Genomic DNA, 19,797 nt, shown 5'->3' with positions numbered 1-19,797 from the left:
CATGAAACTCCCTGCGCGCCGCTGGTTGCGCCACGGCATGGCCTGGATCGCGCTGCTTCCGATGGCGGTGACGGTGCTGGTGGCCTACCTGGGCACGGTGCTATGGAGCCTGAAGATTTCGGTGAGCAACTCGCGCACCTTTCCGTCCGACGAATTTGTCGGGCTGACGCAGTACGAGCGGCTGTTCGCCAATGACCGTTGGCTGCTGTCGCTGCAAAACCTGGCGCTTTACGGCGTGCTGTTCATCGCCATCTGCATGGTGCTGGGCTTCCTGCTGGCGGTCTTCATTGACCAGAAGGTCATGGGGGAGGGCGTGTTGCGCACCATCTACCTGTACCCCTATGCGATGTCTTTCGTCGCCACCGGGCTGGTCTGGCAATGGCTGCTGAACCCCAGCAACGGCATACAGCAGGCGGTTCGCCTGATGGGCTGGGAGGGCTTCAATTTTGACTGGATCATTGACCAGGACATGGTCATGTACACCATCGTCATCGCCACCGTGTGGCAGACCTCAGGCCTGGTGATGGCCCTGATGCTGGCCGGATTGCGCGGCATCGACGAGGACATCTGGAAGGCCGCGCGCATGGACGGCATACCGACCTGGCGTGTCTACCTGTCCATCGTGCTGCCCATGCTGGGGCCGTCGCTGGCCACGGTGTTCGTGCTGCTGTCTACCGCCGTCATCAAGCTGTTCGACGCCGTGGCATCCATGACGCAGGGCGGCCCGGGTACCGCCAGCGAGGTGCCCGCCAAGTTCATCATGGACCATTTGTTTGGCCGCGCCAACCTCGGGCTGGCTTCGGCAGGGTCCATCGTGCTGCTGATGACCGTGCTGGCGCTGCTGGCACCGTATGGGTATCTGCGCGCGCGCGCGCAGCGGGCGGAGAAGAACCGATGACCAGCGCCGCCCTCAAACCAAGAGCCGGCGCAAGACGCGGCGCATTCAAGCCCGCGCGCTGGAGCGTGTATGGCTTCCTGCTGGTGTCGGCGCTGTTCTTTGCCATGCCGCTCTACGTCATGCTGGTCACCTCGTTCAAGCCCATGGCCGAGATTCAGCTGGGCAACATTTTTGCCTGGCCGGTCAGCGTCACCGTGGAGCCCTGGGTCGCCGCGTGGAGCACCGCATGCACCGGCGTTGCCTGCGAGGGCATACGCGGCGGCCTGATGAACTCGGTGGCCATCGTGGTCCCCAGCACCATCCTGCCCATTCTGCTGGGCGCGCTGAATGGCTATGCCTTGTCCTTCTGGCGCTCGCGCGGCGCCAATGTGCTGTTTGGCATCCTGCTGCTGGGGGCCTTCATTCCGGCGCAGGTGATGATCTTTCCGCTGGTGCGCATTCTGGCGTCGCTGGGGTTGTACAGCTCGCTGCCCGGCATCGTGGTGGTCCACATCATCTTCAGCATGCCGGTGATGACGCTGCTGTTCCGCAACTACTACCTGTCCATTCCACACGAGCTGTTCAACGCCGCGCGCATTGACGGTGGCGGCTTCGTGCGCATCTTCGTTCAGCTGATGCTGCCCATGTCCACGCCCATGATCATCGTGGCCGCCATCATGCAGATCACGGGCGTCTGGAACGATTACCTGTTTGGCCTGGTATTTGCCGGGCGGGAGAACCTGCCGATGACGGTGCAATTGAACAACCTGATCAACACCACGACGGGCGAGCGCTTGTACAACGTCAACATGGCCGCGACCATACTCACGTCGCTGGTGCCGCTGGCGATCTATTTTGTGTCGGGCCGCTGGTTCGTCAGGGGCATCGCTGCCGGTGCTGTCAAAGGGTAGAAGATGACCAGCGTAGAAGTTTCCAATCTGTGCATCAGCTTCGGCAAGACCGAAGTCATCAAGGACCTCAACCTGCAGGTGCAGGCCGGCGAGTTCCTGGTGCTGCTGGGTCCCTCGGGCTGCGGCAAGTCCACGCTGCTGCACAGCATTGCCGGGCTGATTGATGTCAGCGGGGGCACGATCGCCATCGGCGGGCAGGACATGACCTGGGCCGACCCCACGGACCGCAACATCGGCATGGTGTTCCAGTCCTATGCGTTGTACCCGACCATGACGGTGAAGGGCAACCTGTCCTTCGGGCTGCGCATCAGCGGCACGCCCAAGGCCGAGATCGAACGGCGCGTCAACCGCGCGGCGGACATGCTGCAGCTGTCGCCGCTGCTCGATCGCAAGCCCTCCCAGTTGTCGGGCGGCCAGCGCCAGCGGGTGGCCATAGGCCGCGCGCTGGTGCGCGAAGCCGGGGTGTTCCTGTTCGACGAACCCTTGTCGAACCTGGATGCCAAACTGCGCACTGAATTGCGGCGTGAACTCAAGCTGCTGCACAAGACGCTGGGTTCCACCATGGTCTACGTCACCCACGACCAGGTGGAGGCGATGACGCTGGCCACCCGCATCGTCGTGATGCGCAACGGCAAGATCCAGCAGATTGGCGCGCCGGGTGAGGTCTACGACAAGCCCGAGAACCTGTTCGTCGCCGGCTTCCTGGGCGCGCCCGGCATGAACTTCCTGCACGGAACGCTGTCGCAACGCGACGGCGGCACGACCTTCGAGTCACCGGCACTGCGGCTGGATGCGCGGGCCTATCCGTTGCGCCAACCGCTGGCCGCCGACCAAGAGGTGATCCTGGGGGTTCGGCCGGAAAACCTGTTGTTGTCCAGAACGGGCGCGCTGGAGGCCAAAGTGTCCCTGATCGAGCCCATGGGAAGCCACCAGGTGGTGTGGCTGGCGTTTGGCGGTGCTTTGTGGTCGTCCACCGTTTCCGCGGAACTTGACGTGCGGGTGGACGAGACCGTGCGGTTCGACATCGACCTGACCAGGATCACACTGCTCGACCGATTGACCGAGCAGCGCCTTTAGTGGGTTTTTGTGGGTATCCTTGTGAACAACAGGAGACCCCATGCACACCCGCAGAACCGCCACCCCGCACAACGTGACCCGCCGTACCCTTGTCAGCGCCGCCATCGCATGGGTGGCCTTTGCGGCGGGGCCGCTGGCTGCGCAAGAGGCCTTTCCGGCCAAACCCATCCGCTTCATCGTGCCGTACACCGCCGGTGGCACCACCGATCTGGTGGCGCGAACGGTGGGTGCCCATATGGCCCAGACCCTGGGGCAGCCGGTGCTGATTGACAACCGGGGTGGTGCCGGCGGCAACATCGGCATGGACGCCGTCGCCAAGTCCGCGCCGGATGGCTACACGGTGGGCATGGGCGCCATCTCCACCAACGCGCTGAACCCGCACATCTACAAGAAGGTGCCGTTTGATCCGCGCAAGGATTTCACCGCCATCGGCCTGCTGGGCAACTCCACCATCGTGCTGGAGGTGGGCTCGACCCTGCCGGTGAAGAATGTGGCCGAACTGCTGGCCTATGCACGCAAGCAGCCGGGCGTGCCCTATGGCACCGCCGGTGCCGGCACCTCCATGCACCTGACCGGTGTGCTGTTCGCACAGCTCAGCCAGACCGACTGGGTGCATGTGCCCTACAAGGGCAGTGCGCCGCTGGTCACCGACCTGATCGGCGGCCAGGTGCCGGTGGCGTTCGACAACCTGCCGGCTTCGCTGCCGCACATCCAGGCTGGCAAGCTGCGCGCGCTGGCGGTGGCGGGCTCCCAAAGGTCGCCGGCGTTGCCCGATGTGCCCACGCTCGCTGAGGCGGGCCTCCCCGGTGCCGTGGTCGAACCCTGGTTCGGCGTTTACGGTCCGGTGGGTGTTCCCGCGCCGGTGGTCCAGCGTCTGCAAAAGGCGCTGCAGGCCGCGCTGGGGGACCCCGGCGTGCGTGACAAGCTGCTGGCGGCGGGCTTTTCGCCACGCAGCTCCACAGCCGCAGAGCTGGAGGCGTTGTCGGCGCGCGAGTATGAACGCCTGGGCAAGGTGGCGCAGAGCGCGAAGATGGCGGCTGACTGACTGACTGACTGACGGGCCGCATGGCGGGGCAAATCGTCGTCTGAAACCAGGGTTGCTGGCGTTCTCGTGTCGCGCAGTCAGCCTTTTCCGGCCTTGCACTGCGCCACAAAGGCGATCAACTGGGCCAGACGCACGTCAACACATCCATCGTGGCCATCTTCCATGCCCCCCATCTCGTACATGGAAACCGCATCGGATGCATAGTCCGCGCGCGCATCGGTGGACAGTGATGCATCCCGTGAGTGCAGGAAAAACGAATCCCCCATGGCGCAAAACGCGGCTTGTCGCTTGCGCAGGCTGGCGTCCACCGAGGACTGGGCCCTGCCAGCGTCTCGTTTGGTGTCGTTCGGCATGTTCTGCCCCTGTGTCGGTCTGGCAACGGCAGTGCTGGGGGCGACTGCAAGGCAAGCGGAAGCACTTGCCTTAAGACCATTGAACCCACAGGGTCGGCATTTGTCTGCTCGGTAGCGAACACAATCAGGTCGAAAGGCTCATTTCTTCCCGGTCGGTGGACAGCCCCTGGGGCACCCGCTGAGGCAGATGCAACTGCCCCCGCGAATCCGGCACCGCTTCGATGTGCAGCACCGGCGCGCTGCCTACCACCGCGCCGAACATGGTGGCGAAAGCGGTTTCCGCGGCGTCACGGCCGACGGCAAAGCGCACAAAGCCCATGGGTATGGCGGTGGCAGACGGGTCGAAGATGTACCAGCTGTCGCCCAGAAACACCTCCACATAGGCATGGAAGTCGGTCGGGCCCAGGGCGGGGTCGGCGCCGTAGTCAATGCCGGTGACGAAGCGCGCCGGGATGTTCAGCGCCCGGCACAAAGAGATCATCAGGTGGGCAAAGTCGCGGCACACGCCCTTGCCGTCCAGCAGCGTGTCCAGCGCGGTGGTGGCGCCGGTGGAGCTGTTGGAGCGGAATTGCACGTTGGTACTCACCCATTCGGCGATGGCCTGCACACGCGTATAGCCCATGGGCAGGTGGCCGAACAGCTTCATGGCCAGATGGCCCAGCCGGTCCGATTCGCAGTAGCGGCTGGGGTAGATGTAGGGCAGCACCTGGCCAGGCAACTGGGCCACCGGCACCTCGGGCACCAGGTGTGGTTGTGCGATGTGGTGGTCCAGGTCCACGGTGGTCTCGCTGCGCACCGTCAGGGCACCGGCAACGGCTTGCAGGCGCAGGAAGCGCGTGTGGGTGACCGGATCGGTGTACAGGTGCGGCGTGATGGCCTGGCTTACATACAGCGCTTCGCGCACCACCGTCTGGTGCCGCGTTTGCGCTGCATGGATGCTGAAAATGAAGTCGCCACCCGGTGGGGCGATCTCGTACTTGAGTTCGATGGTGAAATTCAGTCGGGTCAAAGGGGCGCTTTCAGGGGGAGGGCAGCGCTGCCCCGGCAGTGGGCGTGCGCTGATGCAGTATGCGCCCGCGTCGGCTGGCGCGGGCGTTTTCTTTTGCCGCTTGAGGGTTAGCGCTTCTTGCCGACTTCGTCGCCAATCACGCCGCCCACCACGGCGCCGCCCACGGTGCCAACGCCGCTGCCGCCGGTCAGGACCGAGCCGGCCACTGCGCCAACGCCAGCGCCCACAGCAGTGCTCTGCTCACGGGGGGTCATGTTGCTGCAACCCGTGGTGCCCAGCAGGGCGACCAGCGCCAGAGAGGCGCAAGACAAGGTGTAAGTGGATTTCATGGAATGCCTTTCAGAGTGTTGAAAAGGCCATGGGTTCACGGCCATGCACACAGCTTGCGCCTTGCGGCGCGCCCCGTCTGTGTGCTGGCGCACTTGGTGCTTGTAAGGGCTCAAGGCAGAATGACCGCCAAGGCCCCAGGGACCAGCCTGGGATCGATTTTGCGGCTTTGTTATTCTGATACCTATCTTGACATCTCCGGCAGCCCCTCACAAGACACAACGCCAGATCCAACTGCTGGGCATCCTCAGCGTGGCAGTGCCGCTGTTCATCTTCGCGCTGTTCGGGTTTTCGGAGTTCGTGCAGACACGCCAGGACGCCGAGTTGCGTGTCAACCGGTCGTTGCGCGTGGCCCATGAACACGCCAGCAAGGTGCTCAGCGGCGCCGAGGAACTGGCCGATCGCCTGCACGACCTGGTGGATGGCCGCGCCGTCGCCGAGTTGCATGCCGACGAAGGGCGCCTGCACGCCATTCTGGTGCAGAAAATGCAGGACCAACCGCAACTGCAATCCATCTGGATCATCGGTGCCGATGGGCGGGCGATTGCCACCAGCCGGTTCGCCAAGGTGAGCCAGCAGCTGTCCTTTCTTGACCGTGACTACCTGCAGTTCCACCAGCAGGGCAACGCTGGGCGCTTCCTGTCACAACCTCTGGTCACCAAGACCTCCGGTGAGAAGATCATCAACCTGAGCGTGCGCTTCGACACGCCGGACGGCAATTTCGGTGGCGTGATCTGTATCAGCCTGATGACCAACTACTTTCGCCAGTTCTACGAAGACCTGGTGGCTGACGAGCCCGGGCTGGCCATCACGCTGTTCAGCCAGAGCGGTGCGGTCTACACCCGCTACCCCGATCTGGTAGAACCCGGCGCGCCCTCCATGGCGCCTGCCAGCGGCACCCACGCCAGCGGCCGCGGCCAACCGGACCGCCTGCCAGCCACCCGGCGCGTGGGCAGCTACCCGCTGTATGTGGAAACGGCGATGAACCTGGCCCAGGTGCGCAACGAGGTGCTCAAGCAGCTCGGCGTCATGCTGGCCTTCGGCCTGCCGCCGTTTGCCGCGCTGTTTTTCACCGCCCGGCTGGCGCAGCGGCGCAGCCGCGAGACGCTGGAGGCGGCGCAGCGCCTGGAGCAGGAGATGGTGACGCGGCGCAAGGCTGAGGACGCGCTGCTGCAGGCGCAAAAGCTTGAAGCCCTGGGCCGGTTGACCGGCGGCGTGGCGCACGACTTCAACAACGCGCTGATGGTGATCAACAACAGCGCCTACCTGCTCAAGCGTTTTGTCTCGGAAGCCGGCCAGCGCCCACTGGACGCCATCGGCCGCGCGGTGGATTCGGCCACCAAGCTGACCCGCCAGTTGCTGGCCTTCTCGCGCCGCCAGGCGCTGGTGCCCGAGTTGCTGAGGTTGCAGGACCGCCTGCCACCGGTGAAAGACCTGCTGGGGCCGGTGCTGGGCAGCCAGGTGGCGCTGACGGTGGAGGTGGCGCCCGACACCCGGTTGATCACCGTGGACGCGGCCGAGCTGGAGCTGGCGCTGTTGAACCTGGGCATCAACGCGCGCGACGCAATGCCGTCGGGTGGCGCCTTCAGCATCAGCGCGCACAATGCCGACGGCGAAATGCCGGGCCACCCTGGCCAGCGTGCGGTGGCCATCGTCGCCGTCGACACCGGGCTGGGCATAGACGCCGCCGTGCTGGCGCGCGTGTTCGAACCCTTCTTCACCACCAAGCCGGTCGGCCAGGGCACCGGCCTGGGCCTGAGCCAGGTGTATGGCCTGTGCCAGCGGGCCGGTGGCGTGGCCGGCATCACCAGTGTGGTGGGCAGCGGCACGCAGGTCACGCTGTACTTCCCAGCCGCCGACACCACCGAGACCACGCCCAACCCCTCCCAGCCCAGTCTGAGCCGCGCCTTGGGCAAGAGCGTGCTGCTGGTGGAGGACAACGACGACGTGGCCGCCACGCTGCTGCTGCTGTTGGAGGCGCTGGGCTGCAAGGTGACGCGGGTGGACCGTGCGGTGGCCGCGCTGGAGTGGCTGGAGGCACGCCAGGCGCAGGGCCAGCTGCCCGACCTGGTGCTGACCGACGTGGTGATGCCCGGCGAGTCCGATGGCGTGGCCCTGGCACGCCATGTGCGCGACACCTGGCCGGCGCTGCCGTTGCTGTTGATGACCGGCTATGCCGAGCAGATCGAGACCATCACCCGGCACGGCTTTGCGGTGCTGCCCAAGCCCTGCTCGCCGGAGCAGTTGAGCGCGGCCATTGCACGGGCGACGGCACCGCCCACCCCACCCACCGCCTGAGCGGGCTGAGACCGGCCGTGCCCGGATGGCCCCGGGTCGGCTGAGGTAACCTGCGCTCATGGATTCCCTGATTGCCGCCTCCGCGCGCGCCTTGGCCGCAGGCGACGCGCTGGGTGCGCTCAAGCGCGTGGCCCTGCGCGATGACCCACCGGCCCTGGCCCTGCGCGGCATTGCCATGGCCCAGCTGGGCGAGCATGCGCGGGCGCGCGAGCTGCTCAAGCGGGCCGCACGCGCCTTTGGCGCCCACGAGGTGCTGTCCCGTGCGCGCTGCGTGGTGGCCGAGGCCGAGGTGGCACTGGCGGTGCGCGACATCGCCGGCTCGCCGCGTCCGCTGGCTGCCGCCCTGGCCACGCTGCAGGCGCATGGCGACCACGCCAATGCGCTGCAGGCGCGGCTGATTGCGGCGCGCCGCCTGCTGCTGCTGGGCCGGCTGGACGAGGCCGCTGCGGCGCTGGCGCCGCTGGACGGCATGCGGCTGGCGCCACCGCTGGCCGCAGTGGCCGGGTTGACGGCGGCCGAGTTGGCGTTGCGCTCGCTGCGCGTGGGCTTGGCCCGCAGGCTGCTGGCCAGCGCGCAGGCGGCGGCCGAACGCGCGCGCATCCCGGCGCTGCTGGTCGAAGTGGCCCAGGCCCGCACCGCGCTGGAGCGCCCCGCCGCGCGGCGCCTGTCCGCCAGCGGCGAGCAGCCACTGCGGCTGGACGAGGTGGCGGCACTGCTGGCGTCGGACGCGTTGGTGGTCGATGCCTGTCGCCGGGGCCTGGCCACCGGCAGTGCCTGGCGGTCGCTGGCGCGCCGGCCCATCCTGTTTGCATTGGCGCGCGCGCTGGCCGAAGCCTGGCCCGGTGATGTGGCGCGCGAGGCGCTGATTGCCCACGCCTTTCGCATCCGCCGCCCGGACGAGACGCACCGCGCCCGCCTGCGGGTGGAAATCGGGCGGCTGCGCGCACTGGTCAAGGCGCAGGCGGGCATCGAGGCCACGGCGCGCGGCTTCGCGCTGCGGCCGCTGGACGGGCGTGCGGTGGTGCTGCTGGCGCCCCCCATTGATGGCGAGCAGGCTTCGCTGGTGGCGCTGCTGAGCGACGGCGCGGCGTGGTCCACGTCGGCGTTGGCGCTGGCGCTGGACGCCAGCCAGCGCACCGTGCAGCGCGCGCTGGCCGAGCTGGAGGCGACTGGCCGCGTGCGGGCCATCGGCCAGGCGCGTGCGCGCCGCTGGCTGGCGCCGCCGCTGGCCGGATTCACGACGATCTTGTTACTCCCCGCTGCGCTGCCAATCGAATAAAGTGCCTTCACCGCGCCATCACCGGCGCCGCAACAGGAACGCACGATGAGCCGCAACAGCCAAGCCAACAACCCGCCAGCTCCGGCGCCGGCGCGCCCGGCCGAGATCGTGCGCGAGTACGGTCCGTTTGCCGAGCAGGTGCACGGCATCACGCACGATGGTGAGCGCGTGTGGGCCGCCTTGGGGGACAAGCTGGTCGCCTTCGACCCCGACAGTGGGGAGCTCACGCGCACGCTCGCCTGTGCGGCCCATGCCGGCACTGCCTTCGACGGCCGCTACCTGTACCAGATTGCCGAAGCCCGCATCGACAAGATCGACCCCATGACCGGCACGTTGCTGGCGTCCATCCCCGCACCCGGCCAGGGGCGCGACTCCGGCATGGCCTGGGCCGAGGGCTGCCTGTGGGTGGGCGAGCACCGGGCGCGCAAGATCTACCAGATCGACCCGGCCACAGGCGCCATCCTGCGCACCATCGCGTCCGAGCGCTTTGTGACCGGCGTGACCTGGGTGGACGGCGAGCTGTGGCACGGCACCTGGGAGGGCGACGTCAGCGACATCCGCCACATCGACGCCAAGACCGGCGCCGTGCTGCAGCGGCTGGAGATGCCGGCCGGTACCGGCGTCAGCGGGCTGGAGTCCGACGGCGCCGAGCTGTTCTACTGCGGCGGCGGGCCCAGCGGCAAGGTGCGGGCAGTGCGCCGCGCACCAGGGGCCGTGGCATGACACTGCCCCGCTAGCCGCCCGGCACCGCCCGGCGCTGGCCAGCGCCGGCACCCCAACGAATCACCGCCAAACATCTCGCCGACACCGGCGGGCTGCCCGCACTCGCCTGCAGACGAGTGGGGATTTTTCAACCGCAACCCTGAAACAGGACCACACCATGAGCAACGACAACCGCAACTTCACCACCGGCTTCACCGTGGCGCAATCGCCCGAGGCCGTCACCAGCGCCATCGCCAACGTGCGCGCCTGGTGGTCTGCCGGCATCACCGGCAGCGCCGACAAGGTGGGCGACACCTTCACCCACAACATCCTGGGCCTGCACCGCTGTGACCTGGTGGTGCGGGAGATCGTACCCGGCAAAAAGATGGTGTGGCATGTGCTGGACAACCACTTCAGCTTCACCAAGGACAAGACGGAGTGGAAGGGCAACGACATTGTGTTTGATATCGTCAGCAAGGACGGCCAGACCGAGCTCACCTTCACCCAGATCGGGCTGGTGCCCGAGTACGAGTGCTACCAGGCCTGCTTTGACGGCTGGACCACCTACGTGCGCAGCCTGCACGACCTGATCGCCAGCGGCCAGGGCAACCCGAATTTGAACACTGCCATCACCGCCAGTGAAAAGGCACTGACGGCGCAGGCCCAGGCCGCTGCATGAGGGTCATCCGGCTGCGCGCCCCTGCGGGGCTGGACCGCCTGGATCTGGTGCATGAAGCGGACCCGCCGCTGCCCGGCCCGGGCGAGCTGCTGGTGCGCGTGCGCGCCTGTGCGCTGAACTACCGCGACCTGTTCGTGGTGCACGGCAAGGTGCCGTCCACCGACGGCCGCGTGCCGCTGACGGATGCCGCCGGTGATGTGTTCGCTGCCGGCGAGGGCGTGACCGAGTTCAAGCCGGGGGACGCCGTGGTCAGCACCTTCTACCCGTGGTGGCTGGGCGGCGACATGACACCGGCCACCCGGCGCGATGTGCCGGGCGACAGCTTCGACGGCTATGCCCGTGATTGTGTCTGCATGCCGGCCCATGCCTTCACCCACGCGCCGGCCGGCTGCTCGATGGCCCAGGCAGCCTCGCTGACCTGCACCGGCGTCACTGCGTGGCGCGCGCTGATGGTCAGCGGCCGGGTCAAGCCTGGGGAAACCGTGCTGGTGCAGGGCAGCGGCAGCGTGTCGCTGTTCGCGTTGCAGTTCGCCAAGGCGGCGGGCGCCCGCGTCATCGCCACATCCTCGTCGGATGACAAGCTTGAGAAGCTCCAGCGCCTGGGGGCGGACGAGCTGATCAACTACCGCGCCGTGCCCGATTGGGGTCGCCGCGCCAAGGACCTGACCGACGGTTGGGGCGTGGACCATGTGGTGGAGGTGGGCGGCCCGGGTACGCTGGCCCAGTCCATCACCGCCTGCAGGGTGGGCGGGCACATTGCGCTGGTGGGGGTGCTGACCGGCTTTGCGGCGGAGGTGTCCATCCCGGCGCTGTTTTCGAACCAGATCCGCGTCAGCGGCATCTCCATCGGCAGCCGCGCAGACCAGCAGGACATGGTGCGCGCCATCAGCACCAACCGCCTGCAACCGGTGGTGGACAGCTGCTTTGAGCTGGAAGACATCGCGGCGGCGTTCCGCCATTACGAATCACAGGCGCAGTTTGGCAAGGTCTGCCTGGCGCTGTGAAGCGCGGGCTCACCAGGCCTTGCCGCGTACCGTGAGCAGTTCGGCCCAGGGCGACACGCCCAGGTGCATCATGTAGAAGCGGTCCACCGCCAGTTGCTCGCGGGCCACGGCCTGCACCAGCTCGCTGACGGTTTGCGCCGTGAAGTAGCTGCCGTCGCGCGACTTCTGAAACGGGTCGCTGCCATACAGCAGCCTGTGCTGCGGAAAGTACACCATCAGCTGGCGCTCGCTGGTCATGCCACGCAGCGGGTACAGCAGCACCCGGTTGGGGCCGCTGCCCACGGCCAGCCGGTCGCGCAGCAGGTGCAGGCGCGGCGCGCGCGGTTCGCGTTGCAGCTGGTCGGGCCGGCTGGTGTGGGGGGCAGCCAGCAGGCGGCGCAGCGCTGGTTCGTTCAAGTCCAGCGCGTACACCGGTATGCCTTGGGCCACATATTCCCGCACGCCGGCCAGGTGCGGCCAGGAATCCGACGTGGTGACCATGCCCACAATGGGCTTGCCCGGGTAGCGGCGTCGCGCCTCGGCGATGACCTTGGCCGAATAGGCGGAAGAGATGGGCGCCTCGATGATCAGCACGCCCTCGTCCTGCAGCACGATGCTGACGTTCCATGCGCCTTCGATCAGCGTCACCCCTGGCACCAGCTCGGGCGTTGGTTGGCCCAGCGGCATGTCAACGGAGCCAGCGGCCGCGCCAGCAGCCTTGGCGAATTGGTCACGCACCGTGGCCGGTATGGCCAGGCGCTGCTCATCCGGGGGCTGGTTGATGCGCAGTTCGCGCAGCATCCACACCCGGTCGTCCAGGCCATTGAGCTGCAGGTTCCACTGCATGGGAAAGCGCAGACCACTGGTGTCCAGCTGCCAGAAGCTGTAGAGGGTGCGCTGCACGGCGTCCCCCAGCAAGGCCGCGTAGCCGGCGCGCGCCAGGGGGCCGGCGTAGTCCACCGCGCTGGGCAGGTGGGTGTGGGCGTTGAGCAGGATGCGCACCGGCGCGCCGTCCAGGTGGAAGCCCAGCACCTGGTGCGGCACGCCGTGCAGCACGGTGTCCGCTTCGCGCCGCAGGTCGGGCGCGGCCAGGGCGCTGAGCAGAAGGCGCTCGGGGCTCAGTGCCAGGCGCTCGGTCTCCTGCTGCACCTGGGCGGCGCTGGCGGCGGACGCGGCCCCGTTGCGCAGCGCCATGCCCACCTGGTCGGCCATCACCACAGTACTGCTGCCAGGGGGCAGCGGCGCGATGCGTGTGTCCACCTGGCGCCAGCTGCGCTGGCGGGCCAGGTCATGTTCCTCGGCCAGTTCGCTGAACTCGGTGATGTAGGGCCCTTCGGGCCGTTCCGACTGCTCCAGCGCATTGCGGTAGCCTGACGCGCGCCAGGCGATGCTCTGCACAGTGCGCAACAAGGGCTCGCCGCCTTGCGCGTCCAGCGCCTGTTGCAGCAGCACCCGGGCGGAAGAGGGTTCGGCACCTTGCGCCGCCGCGCCTGCCAGCAGCACCAGGGCCAGGCCCAGACGTCTGAGATGGTTCAAGGGTGTCTCCGTGGGCTCATCACGCCTTGGTGATGCAGTCCTTCAAGCTGTTGTTGATGATAGAGCCCCAGGCGCCTGAACAGTCGTCGTAGCAGGCCTTGGGTGGCACCAGCCCTTCGTGGGTGAAGCGCAACTCCGTCTGGCCTCCTCTGTCGCTGATGTCGAAGATGACGCGGGTGCCGTCCCACTCGGCCTTGTCGTCCACGAAGTTGATGCTGCCTTCCACCACCAGCCACACCACCCGCTGGCCCGGCACGGACTCCACGACACGCTGCCTGGAATAGTGGAAGTTCTGGAAGTGGTAGGTGAACTCATCGCCCACGTGGTGGGTCTTGCCCGCAATGTCGCCAGCCCACCAGTCGCGTACGTTGTTGATGGCGGCAAACACCTGCAGCGGTGTCTGATTGACGGTGAAGCAGGTTGTGAAGTCCTGAGTGATTTCTTGTATGTCGTGGGTTGTCATGGCTGTCCTTTAGATGCAAATAAGGCAGGTAAACACCTGCATGATAATCGAAACTCTGAACAGAGTGCCTTCCTCCGCATAATAGGAATTGCAGTGGGTCCTACCAGGCCCAATTTGGAGTGGGCCCATGGGCCCACTTGGTCAATTTGCCGGAGAAACTTGCAGCATGTTTCTTCAACTTGATGGCAAGGGTGCCCTGTACCGCCAGCTCACCCGGGCATTGGAGGCCGCCGTGCTCGACGGCCGGCTCAAGAGCGGCGCGCGCCTGCCTTCCACGCGCACATTGGCGCTGGAGCTGGGCTTGTCGCGCAATACCGTGCGCCAGGCGTATGACCAGCTGTATTCGGAAGGTTTTTTCCAGGGCCGCACCGGCGCCGGCAGCTTCGTCACCCAGTCAGCGGTGATGCCCAACCGCAAGAAGCCGGCTGGCATGGTGGGGCCGCAGTCGCAATACGCCCGGCGCCTGCGCACGCTGAAGGTTTTCGGCGTAGGCGCCCTGCACCGGGGGCTGCGCTTCAACCTGCAGTATGGCGAGCCCATGCACGACGCCTCGGCCATCGATGCCTGGCAGCGCGAGCTGGTGCGCGCGGCGCGCCACACCTCCATCAACTACCCCAGTGCCCAGGGCCTGCTGCCACTGCGTGAGAAGGTGTGCGACTACCTGATGCGCCGCCGCGGCGTGCACTGCACGCCCGACGATGTGCTCATTGTTCACGGCACCCAGCAGGCCATGGCGCTGACGGCACAGGTGCTGCTGGATGTGGGCGACACCGTGGTGACGGAGGACCCGTCCTATTTCGCCGCCCACGGCGTGTTCGATGCCTGTGGTGCGCGCGTGGTGCCGGTGAGCACCGACGAGCAGGGGCTGGTCGTCGGCGCCATGGACAGGCTCTCGCCCAAGCTGATCTTCGTCACGCCTTCGCACCAGTTTCCGGGGGGCAGCCTGATGTCCATGCCGCGGCGCATCGCGCTGCTGAACTACGCCGACCAGCGGCGCTGCTGGATCTTCGAGGACGACTACGACAGCGAATTCCGCTACGACGCCCGCCCGCTGCCAGCCCTGAGCGCACTGGACCTGGCCGACAAGGTGATCTACGCCGGCACCTTCTCCAAGGTGCTGTTTCCCTCGCTGCGTCTGGGTTACATGGTGGTGCCGGCGGCGCTGCGGCAGGACTTCATCGTCGCCAAGCGGCTGATGGACCGGGGCTGTGGCGCCATCGAGCAGGCGGCCATGGCGCGCTACATCGGGGGCGGCGGCTTCGAGCGCCACCTGCGCCGTGTGGTGCAGATCGGGCGCAAGCGCCGCAAGGCGCTGATCGACGGCCTGGCGCGCGTGGGCCGGGGGCATTTCCAGGTGCAGGACTCCAGCGCCGGCATGCACCTGGTGGCCTGGCTGCCGCACATGAGCTATGAGCAGTGCACGCAGCTGGTTGACCTGGCCAGCGCGCGCGGGCTGGGCCTGCACCCCATTGCCCCGCTGTACCACCGCAAGCCCAAGATGCCCGGCCTGTTGGTCGGCTACGCCGCGCTGTCGGTGGTGGAGATCGAGGCTGCGATGAAGGTGTTGGACAAGTGCCTGGGGGAGTGGGAGCGGGTGCAGCGCGTTGGCATCAGATAGGCCCTGACCCGTTCAGACATTTTCAAAGGGCCCGTTGGGCCCTTTTTTCATGCTTTTCCAGGCCCATTCATTCAAGTCATTGCTGCGGTTGGGCAGGCCCATTCGGGTCGAGGGAGTGGGCCCTTAAAAACCTGCTGGATTGGGACTGTCAAAGGCACACCGCCGTTCGTAGACTGCGCCTCGAACCTCATGCAGAGCGCTGATGCCTGCCAACCACCGAGCTTATGACCACACTGGGCGAACACCGCACATACACCACCGCTGACATCACCCTCACCGGCACCGCAGGCCGCTCCGGCATCAACCGGGCCGTGCTGCTGGCCTGGCTCACCGCCGGCACGCTGGACATCCTGGCCGCTATCGTCAGTTCCATCCTGAAAGGCGGCAGTGCCCTGGGCGTGCTGCGCGCCGTGGCCAGCGGGTTGATTGGCGCCCGCGCCAAGGGGGCCGGCTGGGACGTCGGCCTGCTGGGCCTGGCGCTGCATTTCGCCATCATGCTGGGCATCGTGGTGGTCTATGCCGTGGCCAGCCGGCGCCTGCCACTGCTGCTGCAACGGCCGTTGCTGTGCGGGACCTTGTATGGGGTGGGCGTGTACGCGGTGATGAACGCCGTGGTGCTGCCGTTGTCGGCCATCTTCTTCACCCCGTCGTACCCGCTGCAGGCACTGCTGACCGGCCTGGCCATTCACGTGGCGTGTGTGGGCCTGCCGATTGCGCTGATCCTGAGCCGCGCAGGTGCCGCCGCCGGAACACCCACCGACAACAACCCGAATTGAAAAGGGGGCCAGACAGCGATGGACTGGCCCAGTTCAAGAGCCGGCAACGGGCGGCATGCGAGGCCCAGCCACAACATCAACTACCACAAGTAGGAAAACCCCATGAAAAAAAGCAAGCGCATACCCGTGCTGACGAGCTCGCAACCCACCCCCTTGTCCCGCATGCTGGCCGTCGCCTTTGGCGGCACCGCACTGGCATTGAGCACGGCCGGCCCGGCGCTGGCGCAAAGCAGCACCGGCAGCCAGGAACTGCAGCGCGTGACGGTGACCGGCTCCAACATCCCGCGCACTGACAAGGAAGGCGCCAGCCCGGTGCAGGTGCTGACGGCCGAAGACCTGAGGCAGTCCGGCTACACCAGCGTGTCCGAGGTGCTGCGTGACCTCACCGCCAACGGCATGGGCACGCTGAGCCAGTCCTTCAGCGGTGCCTTTGCCACCGGCGCCAGCGGCATCTCGCTGCGCGGCCTGACCGTGGGGGCCACGCTGGTGCTGATCGACGGTCACCGCATGGCGCCGTTCCCGCGCTCCGACGACGGCCAGCGCCCGTTTGTGGACATCTCTTCCATCCCGTTCTCGGCGGTGGAGCGCATCGAGGTGCTGAAAGACGGCGCCTCGGCCGTGTACGGCTCGGACGCCATCGCCGGCGTGGTCAACGTGATCCTGAAGCGGGCCATCAAGGGCACCGTGGTCAGCCTGGACGTCGGCAACACCTCGCACGGCGGCGGCGCCAACTCGTCGTTCGCCATCGCACACGGCTTTGGCAGCACGGCCGACCCGCAAAGCGGCTACCTCTCGCTGGAATACAAGCGCACCAACCCGATCGCGTTGAGCCAGCGATCGGGCGACTGGACGCGCCTGAATTGGGTGGCCGAGGGCGGCCAGGACCGCCGCCCCGGCGCCGCCTTCCTGCCCACCACGCTGCCCAACCTGCCGATACCTTATCTGCAGCGGGCAGGTGCCTCCGCCGTCGATCCCACTGGGTATGCCTTCCTGGCCAGCAATTGCAACTACACCATGCTGAAGGCCAGCCAGTGCGCTTTCACCGATTTCTACACCAACCTGCAGCCGCCGACCGAAAACCTGAACCTGATAGGCCGCTTCAACGCCCGGCTTGGCAGCGACTGGGATATGAACCTCACCGGGTCCCACTTCGACAGCCGGGCACAGCAGAATGCCACGCCGCTGGCCATTCCAGCCGGCACATTCATCGGTGTCACGGCCATCGGGCCGGGGCAGATCCCCACCATCGTGGGTGCCAACTCCGCGTACACCGTACCCGCCAGCTACCCCGGCAATCCGTTCGCCACGCCGGCCAACATCCGCGGCTTCGTGCCCGGCATAGGCGGGCGCACCAACAACGCCGATACCAAGTCAACCCGCCTGGTGGCAGAACTCGACGGCACGCTGGGCGGTTGGGACTTCAAAGGCTCGGTCGGCTACACCCGGGTGGAGACCTACCTGACCTACAACGGCTACATCAACTTCGCCAACCTGTACGCCGCAGTGAACAACCCCACCAACCCCTTCCCGCTGAACGGCACCGCGACCGAAGCGCAGCGGGCCTTTGTGTCGCCGACGGTGAAGAACCTGGTGACCGACACGCTGAGCTTCGCCGATGCACGCTTCACCAAGGAGTTGATGCAGTTGGCTGGCGGGCCGCTGGGCCTGAGTTTTGGCATCGGCTATTTCCGCAAGGACCTGAATGCACCGAACCCCAAAGAGGTGCAGCAAGGCCAGATGTCTATCAACGGCGCCTATGCGATGGGCATTGAGAGCAACACCAACGCGTTCGTCGAAGTGGCGGCCCCGGTGACAAAGTCGCTGGAGCTGAGCGCCGCACTGCGCGTGGACCATTACGACACCTATGGCACCTCCACCACACCCAAAGTGGGCTTCAAATTCACGCCGAACAAGGAGTTCGCGTTGCGTGGCACGTTCTCCGAGGGCTTCCGTGCACCGTCCGCCACGGAGAACGGTGTGGCGGGGCTGACCTTCGGCTTCAACAACATACGTGACCCGCTGCTGTGCCCGGTGGTGAATGCGAGCGGAAGCCCCGTCAACAGCGCGCCGCAAAATGTGCCGGCGTTCTGCAGCTTCGGGCCGACCTACCTGCAAGTCACCACGCCGGGCATACAGCCGGAGAAGTCCAAGTCGTTCACGCTGGGCGCGATCTTCGAACCGGTGACGGGCTGGTCGACCACGCTGGACTATTACCGCATCAAGATCGACAACCAGATCATCTCGGCCTCCGCCACGCCGGGCTTCAACCCCACGGACTTCATCGTGCGCGGCACGCCGCAAAACGTGGTGTTCGGTGATGGCCGCTCTGGTCTGAGCCCGGTGGGTCCGATCGCTTACATCGCCGCGCCGTACCTGAACGCACAATCCTCGCAGACCTCCGGCATGGAGCTTGAGACGCGCTACAAGTTCAAGTTCGCCGATGCCAGCAGCCTGGCGGTCAACTTCCAGGTGACGCACTTGTTCAGCTATGAGCTGGCGGTTGCCGGCCAGGCGCCCATTCAGTTGGCGGGCACCCACGGGCCATCGTCCGTGGGCGGCGACACCGGCAGCCCAAAGAACCGCGCCCAGTTGACATTGACCTACAACAACGGCCCGCTGATGCTGAGCGCCAACACCAACTACATCAGCAGCTATCTGGTGACAGAGCCGGCACTGGGGTACGACACCTGCATACAGGGCATCTACCAGCAGGGCGGAGCGGTGGGCACGGGCTTCAGGTCTGCGGGCACCACGCCGCCTTCGCAATACTGCACCATCCCGTCCTTCACCTACACCAATGTGACGGCGGCTTACAAGCTGAGCAAAGACCTGACGATTCGGGGTGCCATCACCAACCTGTTCGACAAGGCGCCGCCAGTGGACTTGGGCACTTATGGTGGTACCGGCACCACGCCGTACAACCCGTCGCTACACCAGATAGGCGCTGTCGGTCGCGCCTACCGCCTGGGGATGGATTACACGTTCTGATGCAGCTGTAGGCCACAAGCCTGAGCCCGCGGGCCTGTGCCCGCGGGTTGCTGCACACAGCAAGCAAAAAAAGCCATGATCCAAAGCCCTCTAACTCTGCACCGTCTGGTGCGCACCGTCTGCCTGCTGTGGGCGTGTGTCGCAGCGGCCCACGCCGCCGACGGCATGCCTGACAAGCTGCCGGCCTGCCAGACCTGCCATGGGCGCGACGGTGCCAGCGCGGCGTCCGACATACCCAACCTGGCCGGGCAAAAGCATGCCTACCTGGTCAAACAGTTGACGGCCTTCAAGGACGGCAGCCGCAAGAGCGAGCTGATGCGCAACGTTGCCGCGCAGTTGAACGACACCGACATACGCGCGCTGGCCACCTACTGGAGCGCGCAGCCGGCCATGCCAGCGGCTGGCAGCCCACCGGTGGTGCCGCCTGTCGTGTCGCGCATGGCGTTTCCCGCCGGCTTTCCGCAGGGCTATACGGAGTACCACCGCAAGGACGACGCCGAGAAGAAGCTGGTCAAGATCAGCTATGCCAACGCCGTGGCATTGCAGGCTGCGCGCGCCGGCCAAGCGCTGCCCGACGGCTCGGTGATCATGGAGGCCAGCCACGCCGTGCTGCTGGATGCCGACGGCAAGCCGCAGCTGGACGACAAGGGCCGCATGCGCTTTGGCAAGGTGGTGGTCTACGACGGCATGGAGTCGCGCGCCGGCTGGGGCGAGGCGGTGCCCGAACTGCTGCGCAATGGCAACTGGCACTATGGCCTGTTCACCCCTGAGGGCAACTCGCGCCTGGGCGCCGCCCAGCCGCGCTGCCTGGCCTGCCACAAGGGGCAGGCGCAGGACGGCTACCTGTTCGGCCTGGGCCATCTGCGCTGACAAACC

18 protein-coding genes are annotated in these 19,797 nt (G+C 66.6%); 13 read left to right on the top strand and 5 right to left on the bottom strand.

Features of this window, described 5'->3' with window-relative positions; all coding sequences use genetic code 11:
- Position 1 precedes the first annotated feature (1 nt).
- From AC1DX2_RS06205 to AC1DX2_RS06190, 4 genes are read left to right on the top strand one after another with little or no spacing between them, the layout of a single operon-like run.
- The gene (locus AC1DX2_RS06205; RefSeq protein ID WP_477195415.1) at positions 2-898 is read left to right on the top strand and encodes a carbohydrate ABC transporter permease; all 897 of its coding nucleotides are present in this window, start codon (positions 2-4) and stop codon (positions 896-898) included.
- The gene (locus tag AC1DX2_RS06200) at positions 895-1,788 is read left to right on the top strand and encodes a carbohydrate ABC transporter permease (RefSeq protein WP_477195414.1); all 894 of its coding nucleotides are present in this window, start codon (positions 895-897) and stop codon (positions 1,786-1,788) included. Before AC1DX2_RS06205 ends, AC1DX2_RS06200 begins: the two co-directional genes overlap by 4 nt.
- 3 nt (positions 1,789-1,791) lie before the next feature.
- Positions 1,792-2,865, top strand: coding sequence for an ABC transporter ATP-binding protein (locus AC1DX2_RS06195; RefSeq protein ID WP_477195413.1), 1,074 nt, complete (start codon positions 1,792-1,794; stop codon positions 2,863-2,865).
- A gap of 40 nt (positions 2,866-2,905) precedes the next feature.
- Positions 2,906-3,910 (top strand): Bug family tripartite tricarboxylate transporter substrate binding protein, encoded by a 1,005-nt coding sequence (locus tag AC1DX2_RS06190; RefSeq protein ID WP_477195412.1) that lies wholly within the window; start codon positions 2,906-2,908, stop codon positions 3,908-3,910.
- Positions 3,911-3,987: 77 nt separating this feature from the next.
- On the opposite strand, the gene AC1DX2_RS06185 is transcribed toward AC1DX2_RS06190, so the two are convergent.
- From AC1DX2_RS06185 to AC1DX2_RS06175, 3 genes are all read right to left on the bottom strand, one after another.
- Entirely contained in the window at positions 3,988-4,263 is a 276-nt protein-coding gene (locus AC1DX2_RS06185) for a hypothetical protein (protein ID WP_477195411.1), read from the bottom strand.
- Positions 4,264-4,387: 124 nt separating this feature from the next.
- Entirely contained in the window at positions 4,388-5,272 is an 885-nt protein-coding gene (locus AC1DX2_RS06180; RefSeq protein WP_477195410.1) for a transglutaminase-like domain-containing protein, read from the bottom strand.
- A gap of 107 nt (positions 5,273-5,379) precedes the next feature.
- Positions 5,380-5,601 (bottom strand): glycine zipper 2TM domain-containing protein, encoded by a 222-nt coding sequence (locus tag AC1DX2_RS06175; RefSeq protein WP_477195409.1) that lies wholly within the window; start codon positions 5,599-5,601, stop codon positions 5,380-5,382.
- A 187-nt stretch (positions 5,602-5,788) separates the two neighbouring features.
- On the opposite strand from AC1DX2_RS06175, the gene AC1DX2_RS06170 reads away from it, so the two are divergent.
- The 5 genes from AC1DX2_RS06170 (at position 5,789) to AC1DX2_RS06150 (ending at position 11,561) form a co-directional block, all read left to right on the top strand.
- Positions 5,789-7,897 carry a response regulator gene (locus AC1DX2_RS06170; protein WP_477195408.1) on the top strand — a complete coding sequence of 703 codons (2,109 nt, stop codon included), beginning with the start codon at positions 5,789-5,791 and terminating at the stop codon, positions 7,895-7,897.
- A 58-nt stretch (positions 7,898-7,955) separates the two neighbouring features.
- Positions 7,956-9,176, top strand: coding sequence for a helix-turn-helix domain-containing protein (locus AC1DX2_RS06165; RefSeq protein ID WP_477195407.1), 1,221 nt, complete (start codon positions 7,956-7,958; stop codon positions 9,174-9,176).
- Between the two features lie 45 nt (positions 9,177-9,221).
- Positions 9,222-9,899, top strand: a complete 678-nt coding sequence (locus AC1DX2_RS06160) for an NHL repeat-containing protein (RefSeq protein WP_477195406.1) — start codon at positions 9,222-9,224, stop codon at positions 9,897-9,899.
- A gap of 157 nt (positions 9,900-10,056) precedes the next feature.
- A complete protein-coding gene (locus AC1DX2_RS06155; RefSeq protein ID WP_477195405.1) occupies positions 10,057-10,557 on the top strand; it encodes an SRPBCC family protein in 501 nt (166 codons plus the stop codon).
- Positions 10,554-11,561, top strand: a complete 1,008-nt coding sequence (locus AC1DX2_RS06150) for a zinc-dependent alcohol dehydrogenase family protein (RefSeq protein WP_477195404.1) — start codon at positions 10,554-10,556, stop codon at positions 11,559-11,561. The genes AC1DX2_RS06155 and AC1DX2_RS06150 overlap by 4 nt, the downstream gene beginning before the upstream one ends.
- A gap of 9 nt (positions 11,562-11,570) precedes the next feature.
- Here AC1DX2_RS06150 and AC1DX2_RS06145 read toward each other — a convergent pair whose 3' ends face one another.
- Both AC1DX2_RS06145 and AC1DX2_RS06140 read right to left on the bottom strand, forming a co-directional pair.
- Positions 11,571-13,076, bottom strand: coding sequence for an MBL fold metallo-hydrolase (locus AC1DX2_RS06145; protein WP_477195403.1), 1,506 nt, complete (start codon positions 13,074-13,076; stop codon positions 11,571-11,573).
- Between the two features lie 19 nt (positions 13,077-13,095).
- Positions 13,096-13,539, bottom strand: coding sequence for an SRPBCC family protein (locus tag AC1DX2_RS06140; protein ID WP_477195402.1), 444 nt, complete (start codon positions 13,537-13,539; stop codon positions 13,096-13,098).
- 166 nt (positions 13,540-13,705) lie between these two features.
- Here AC1DX2_RS06140 and pdxR point away from each other — a divergent pair, with 166 nt between their 5' ends.
- The 4 genes from pdxR to AC1DX2_RS06120 all read left to right on the top strand — a co-directional run bounded on the left by pdxR (position 13,706) and on the right by AC1DX2_RS06120 (position 19,791).
- A complete protein-coding gene (pdxR, locus tag AC1DX2_RS06135) occupies positions 13,706-15,157 on the top strand; it encodes a MocR-like pyridoxine biosynthesis transcription factor PdxR (RefSeq protein ID WP_477195401.1) in 1,452 nt (483 codons plus the stop codon).
- 224 nt (positions 15,158-15,381) lie between these two features.
- A complete protein-coding gene (locus AC1DX2_RS06130) occupies positions 15,382-15,933 on the top strand; it encodes a hypothetical protein (protein ID WP_477195400.1) in 552 nt (183 codons plus the stop codon).
- Between the two features lie 102 nt (positions 15,934-16,035).
- Positions 16,036-18,921, top strand: coding sequence for a TonB-dependent receptor (locus AC1DX2_RS06125; RefSeq protein ID WP_477195399.1), 2,886 nt, complete (start codon positions 16,036-16,038; stop codon positions 18,919-18,921).
- Positions 18,922-18,996: 75 nt separating this feature from the next.
- Entirely contained in the window at positions 18,997-19,791 is a 795-nt protein-coding gene (locus AC1DX2_RS06120) for a cytochrome P460 family protein (RefSeq protein WP_477195398.1), read from the top strand.
- The last annotated feature ends 6 nt before the right edge of the window (positions 19,792-19,797 follow it).

Source organism: Hylemonella sp. P2_B10 (assembly GCF_056404875.1).
Note: the sequence above shows the minus strand (reverse complement) of the source record. Positions and strands in the feature narration are given on the sequence as shown.

Excerpts from the sequence above, each read along its gene's own strand:
- AC1DX2_RS06120 (WP_477195398.1), top strand. The coding sequence starts at position 18,997 with ATGATCCAAAGCCCTCTAACTCTGCACCGTCTGGTGCGCACCGTCTGC.
- AC1DX2_RS06160 (WP_477195406.1), top strand. The coding sequence starts at position 9,222 with ATGAGCCGCAACAGCCAAGCCAACAACCCGCCAGCTCCGGCGCCGGCG.
- AC1DX2_RS06175 (WP_477195409.1), bottom strand. The coding sequence starts at position 5,601 with ATGAAATCCACTTACACCTTGTCTTGCGCCTCTCTGGCGCTGGTCGCC.
- AC1DX2_RS06155 (WP_477195405.1), top strand. The coding sequence starts at position 10,057 with ATGAGCAACGACAACCGCAACTTCACCACCGGCTTCACCGTGGCGCAA.
- AC1DX2_RS06200 (WP_477195414.1), top strand. The coding sequence starts at position 895 with ATGACCAGCGCCGCCCTCAAACCAAGAGCCGGCGCAAGACGCGGCGCA.
- AC1DX2_RS06130 (WP_477195400.1), top strand. The coding sequence starts at position 15,382 with ATGACCACACTGGGCGAACACCGCACATACACCACCGCTGACATCACC.
- AC1DX2_RS06205 (WP_477195415.1), top strand. The coding sequence starts at position 2 with ATGAAACTCCCTGCGCGCCGCTGGTTGCGCCACGGCATGGCCTGGATC.
- AC1DX2_RS06195 (WP_477195413.1), top strand. The coding sequence starts at position 1,792 with ATGACCAGCGTAGAAGTTTCCAATCTGTGCATCAGCTTCGGCAAGACC.
- AC1DX2_RS06150 (WP_477195404.1), top strand. The coding sequence starts at position 10,554 with ATGAGGGTCATCCGGCTGCGCGCCCCTGCGGGGCTGGACCGCCTGGAT.
- AC1DX2_RS06125 (WP_477195399.1), top strand. The coding sequence starts at position 16,036 with ATGAAAAAAAGCAAGCGCATACCCGTGCTGACGAGCTCGCAACCCACC.
- AC1DX2_RS06190 (WP_477195412.1), top strand. The coding sequence starts at position 2,906 with ATGCACACCCGCAGAACCGCCACCCCGCACAACGTGACCCGCCGTACC.
- AC1DX2_RS06165 (WP_477195407.1), top strand. The coding sequence starts at position 7,956 with ATGGATTCCCTGATTGCCGCCTCCGCGCGCGCCTTGGCCGCAGGCGAC.
- AC1DX2_RS06185 (WP_477195411.1), bottom strand. The coding sequence starts at position 4,263 with ATGCCGAACGACACCAAACGAGACGCTGGCAGGGCCCAGTCCTCGGTG.
- AC1DX2_RS06140 (WP_477195402.1), bottom strand. The coding sequence starts at position 13,539 with ATGACAACCCACGACATACAAGAAATCACTCAGGACTTCACAACCTGC.
- pdxR (WP_477195401.1), top strand. The coding sequence starts at position 13,706 with ATGTTTCTTCAACTTGATGGCAAGGGTGCCCTGTACCGCCAGCTCACC.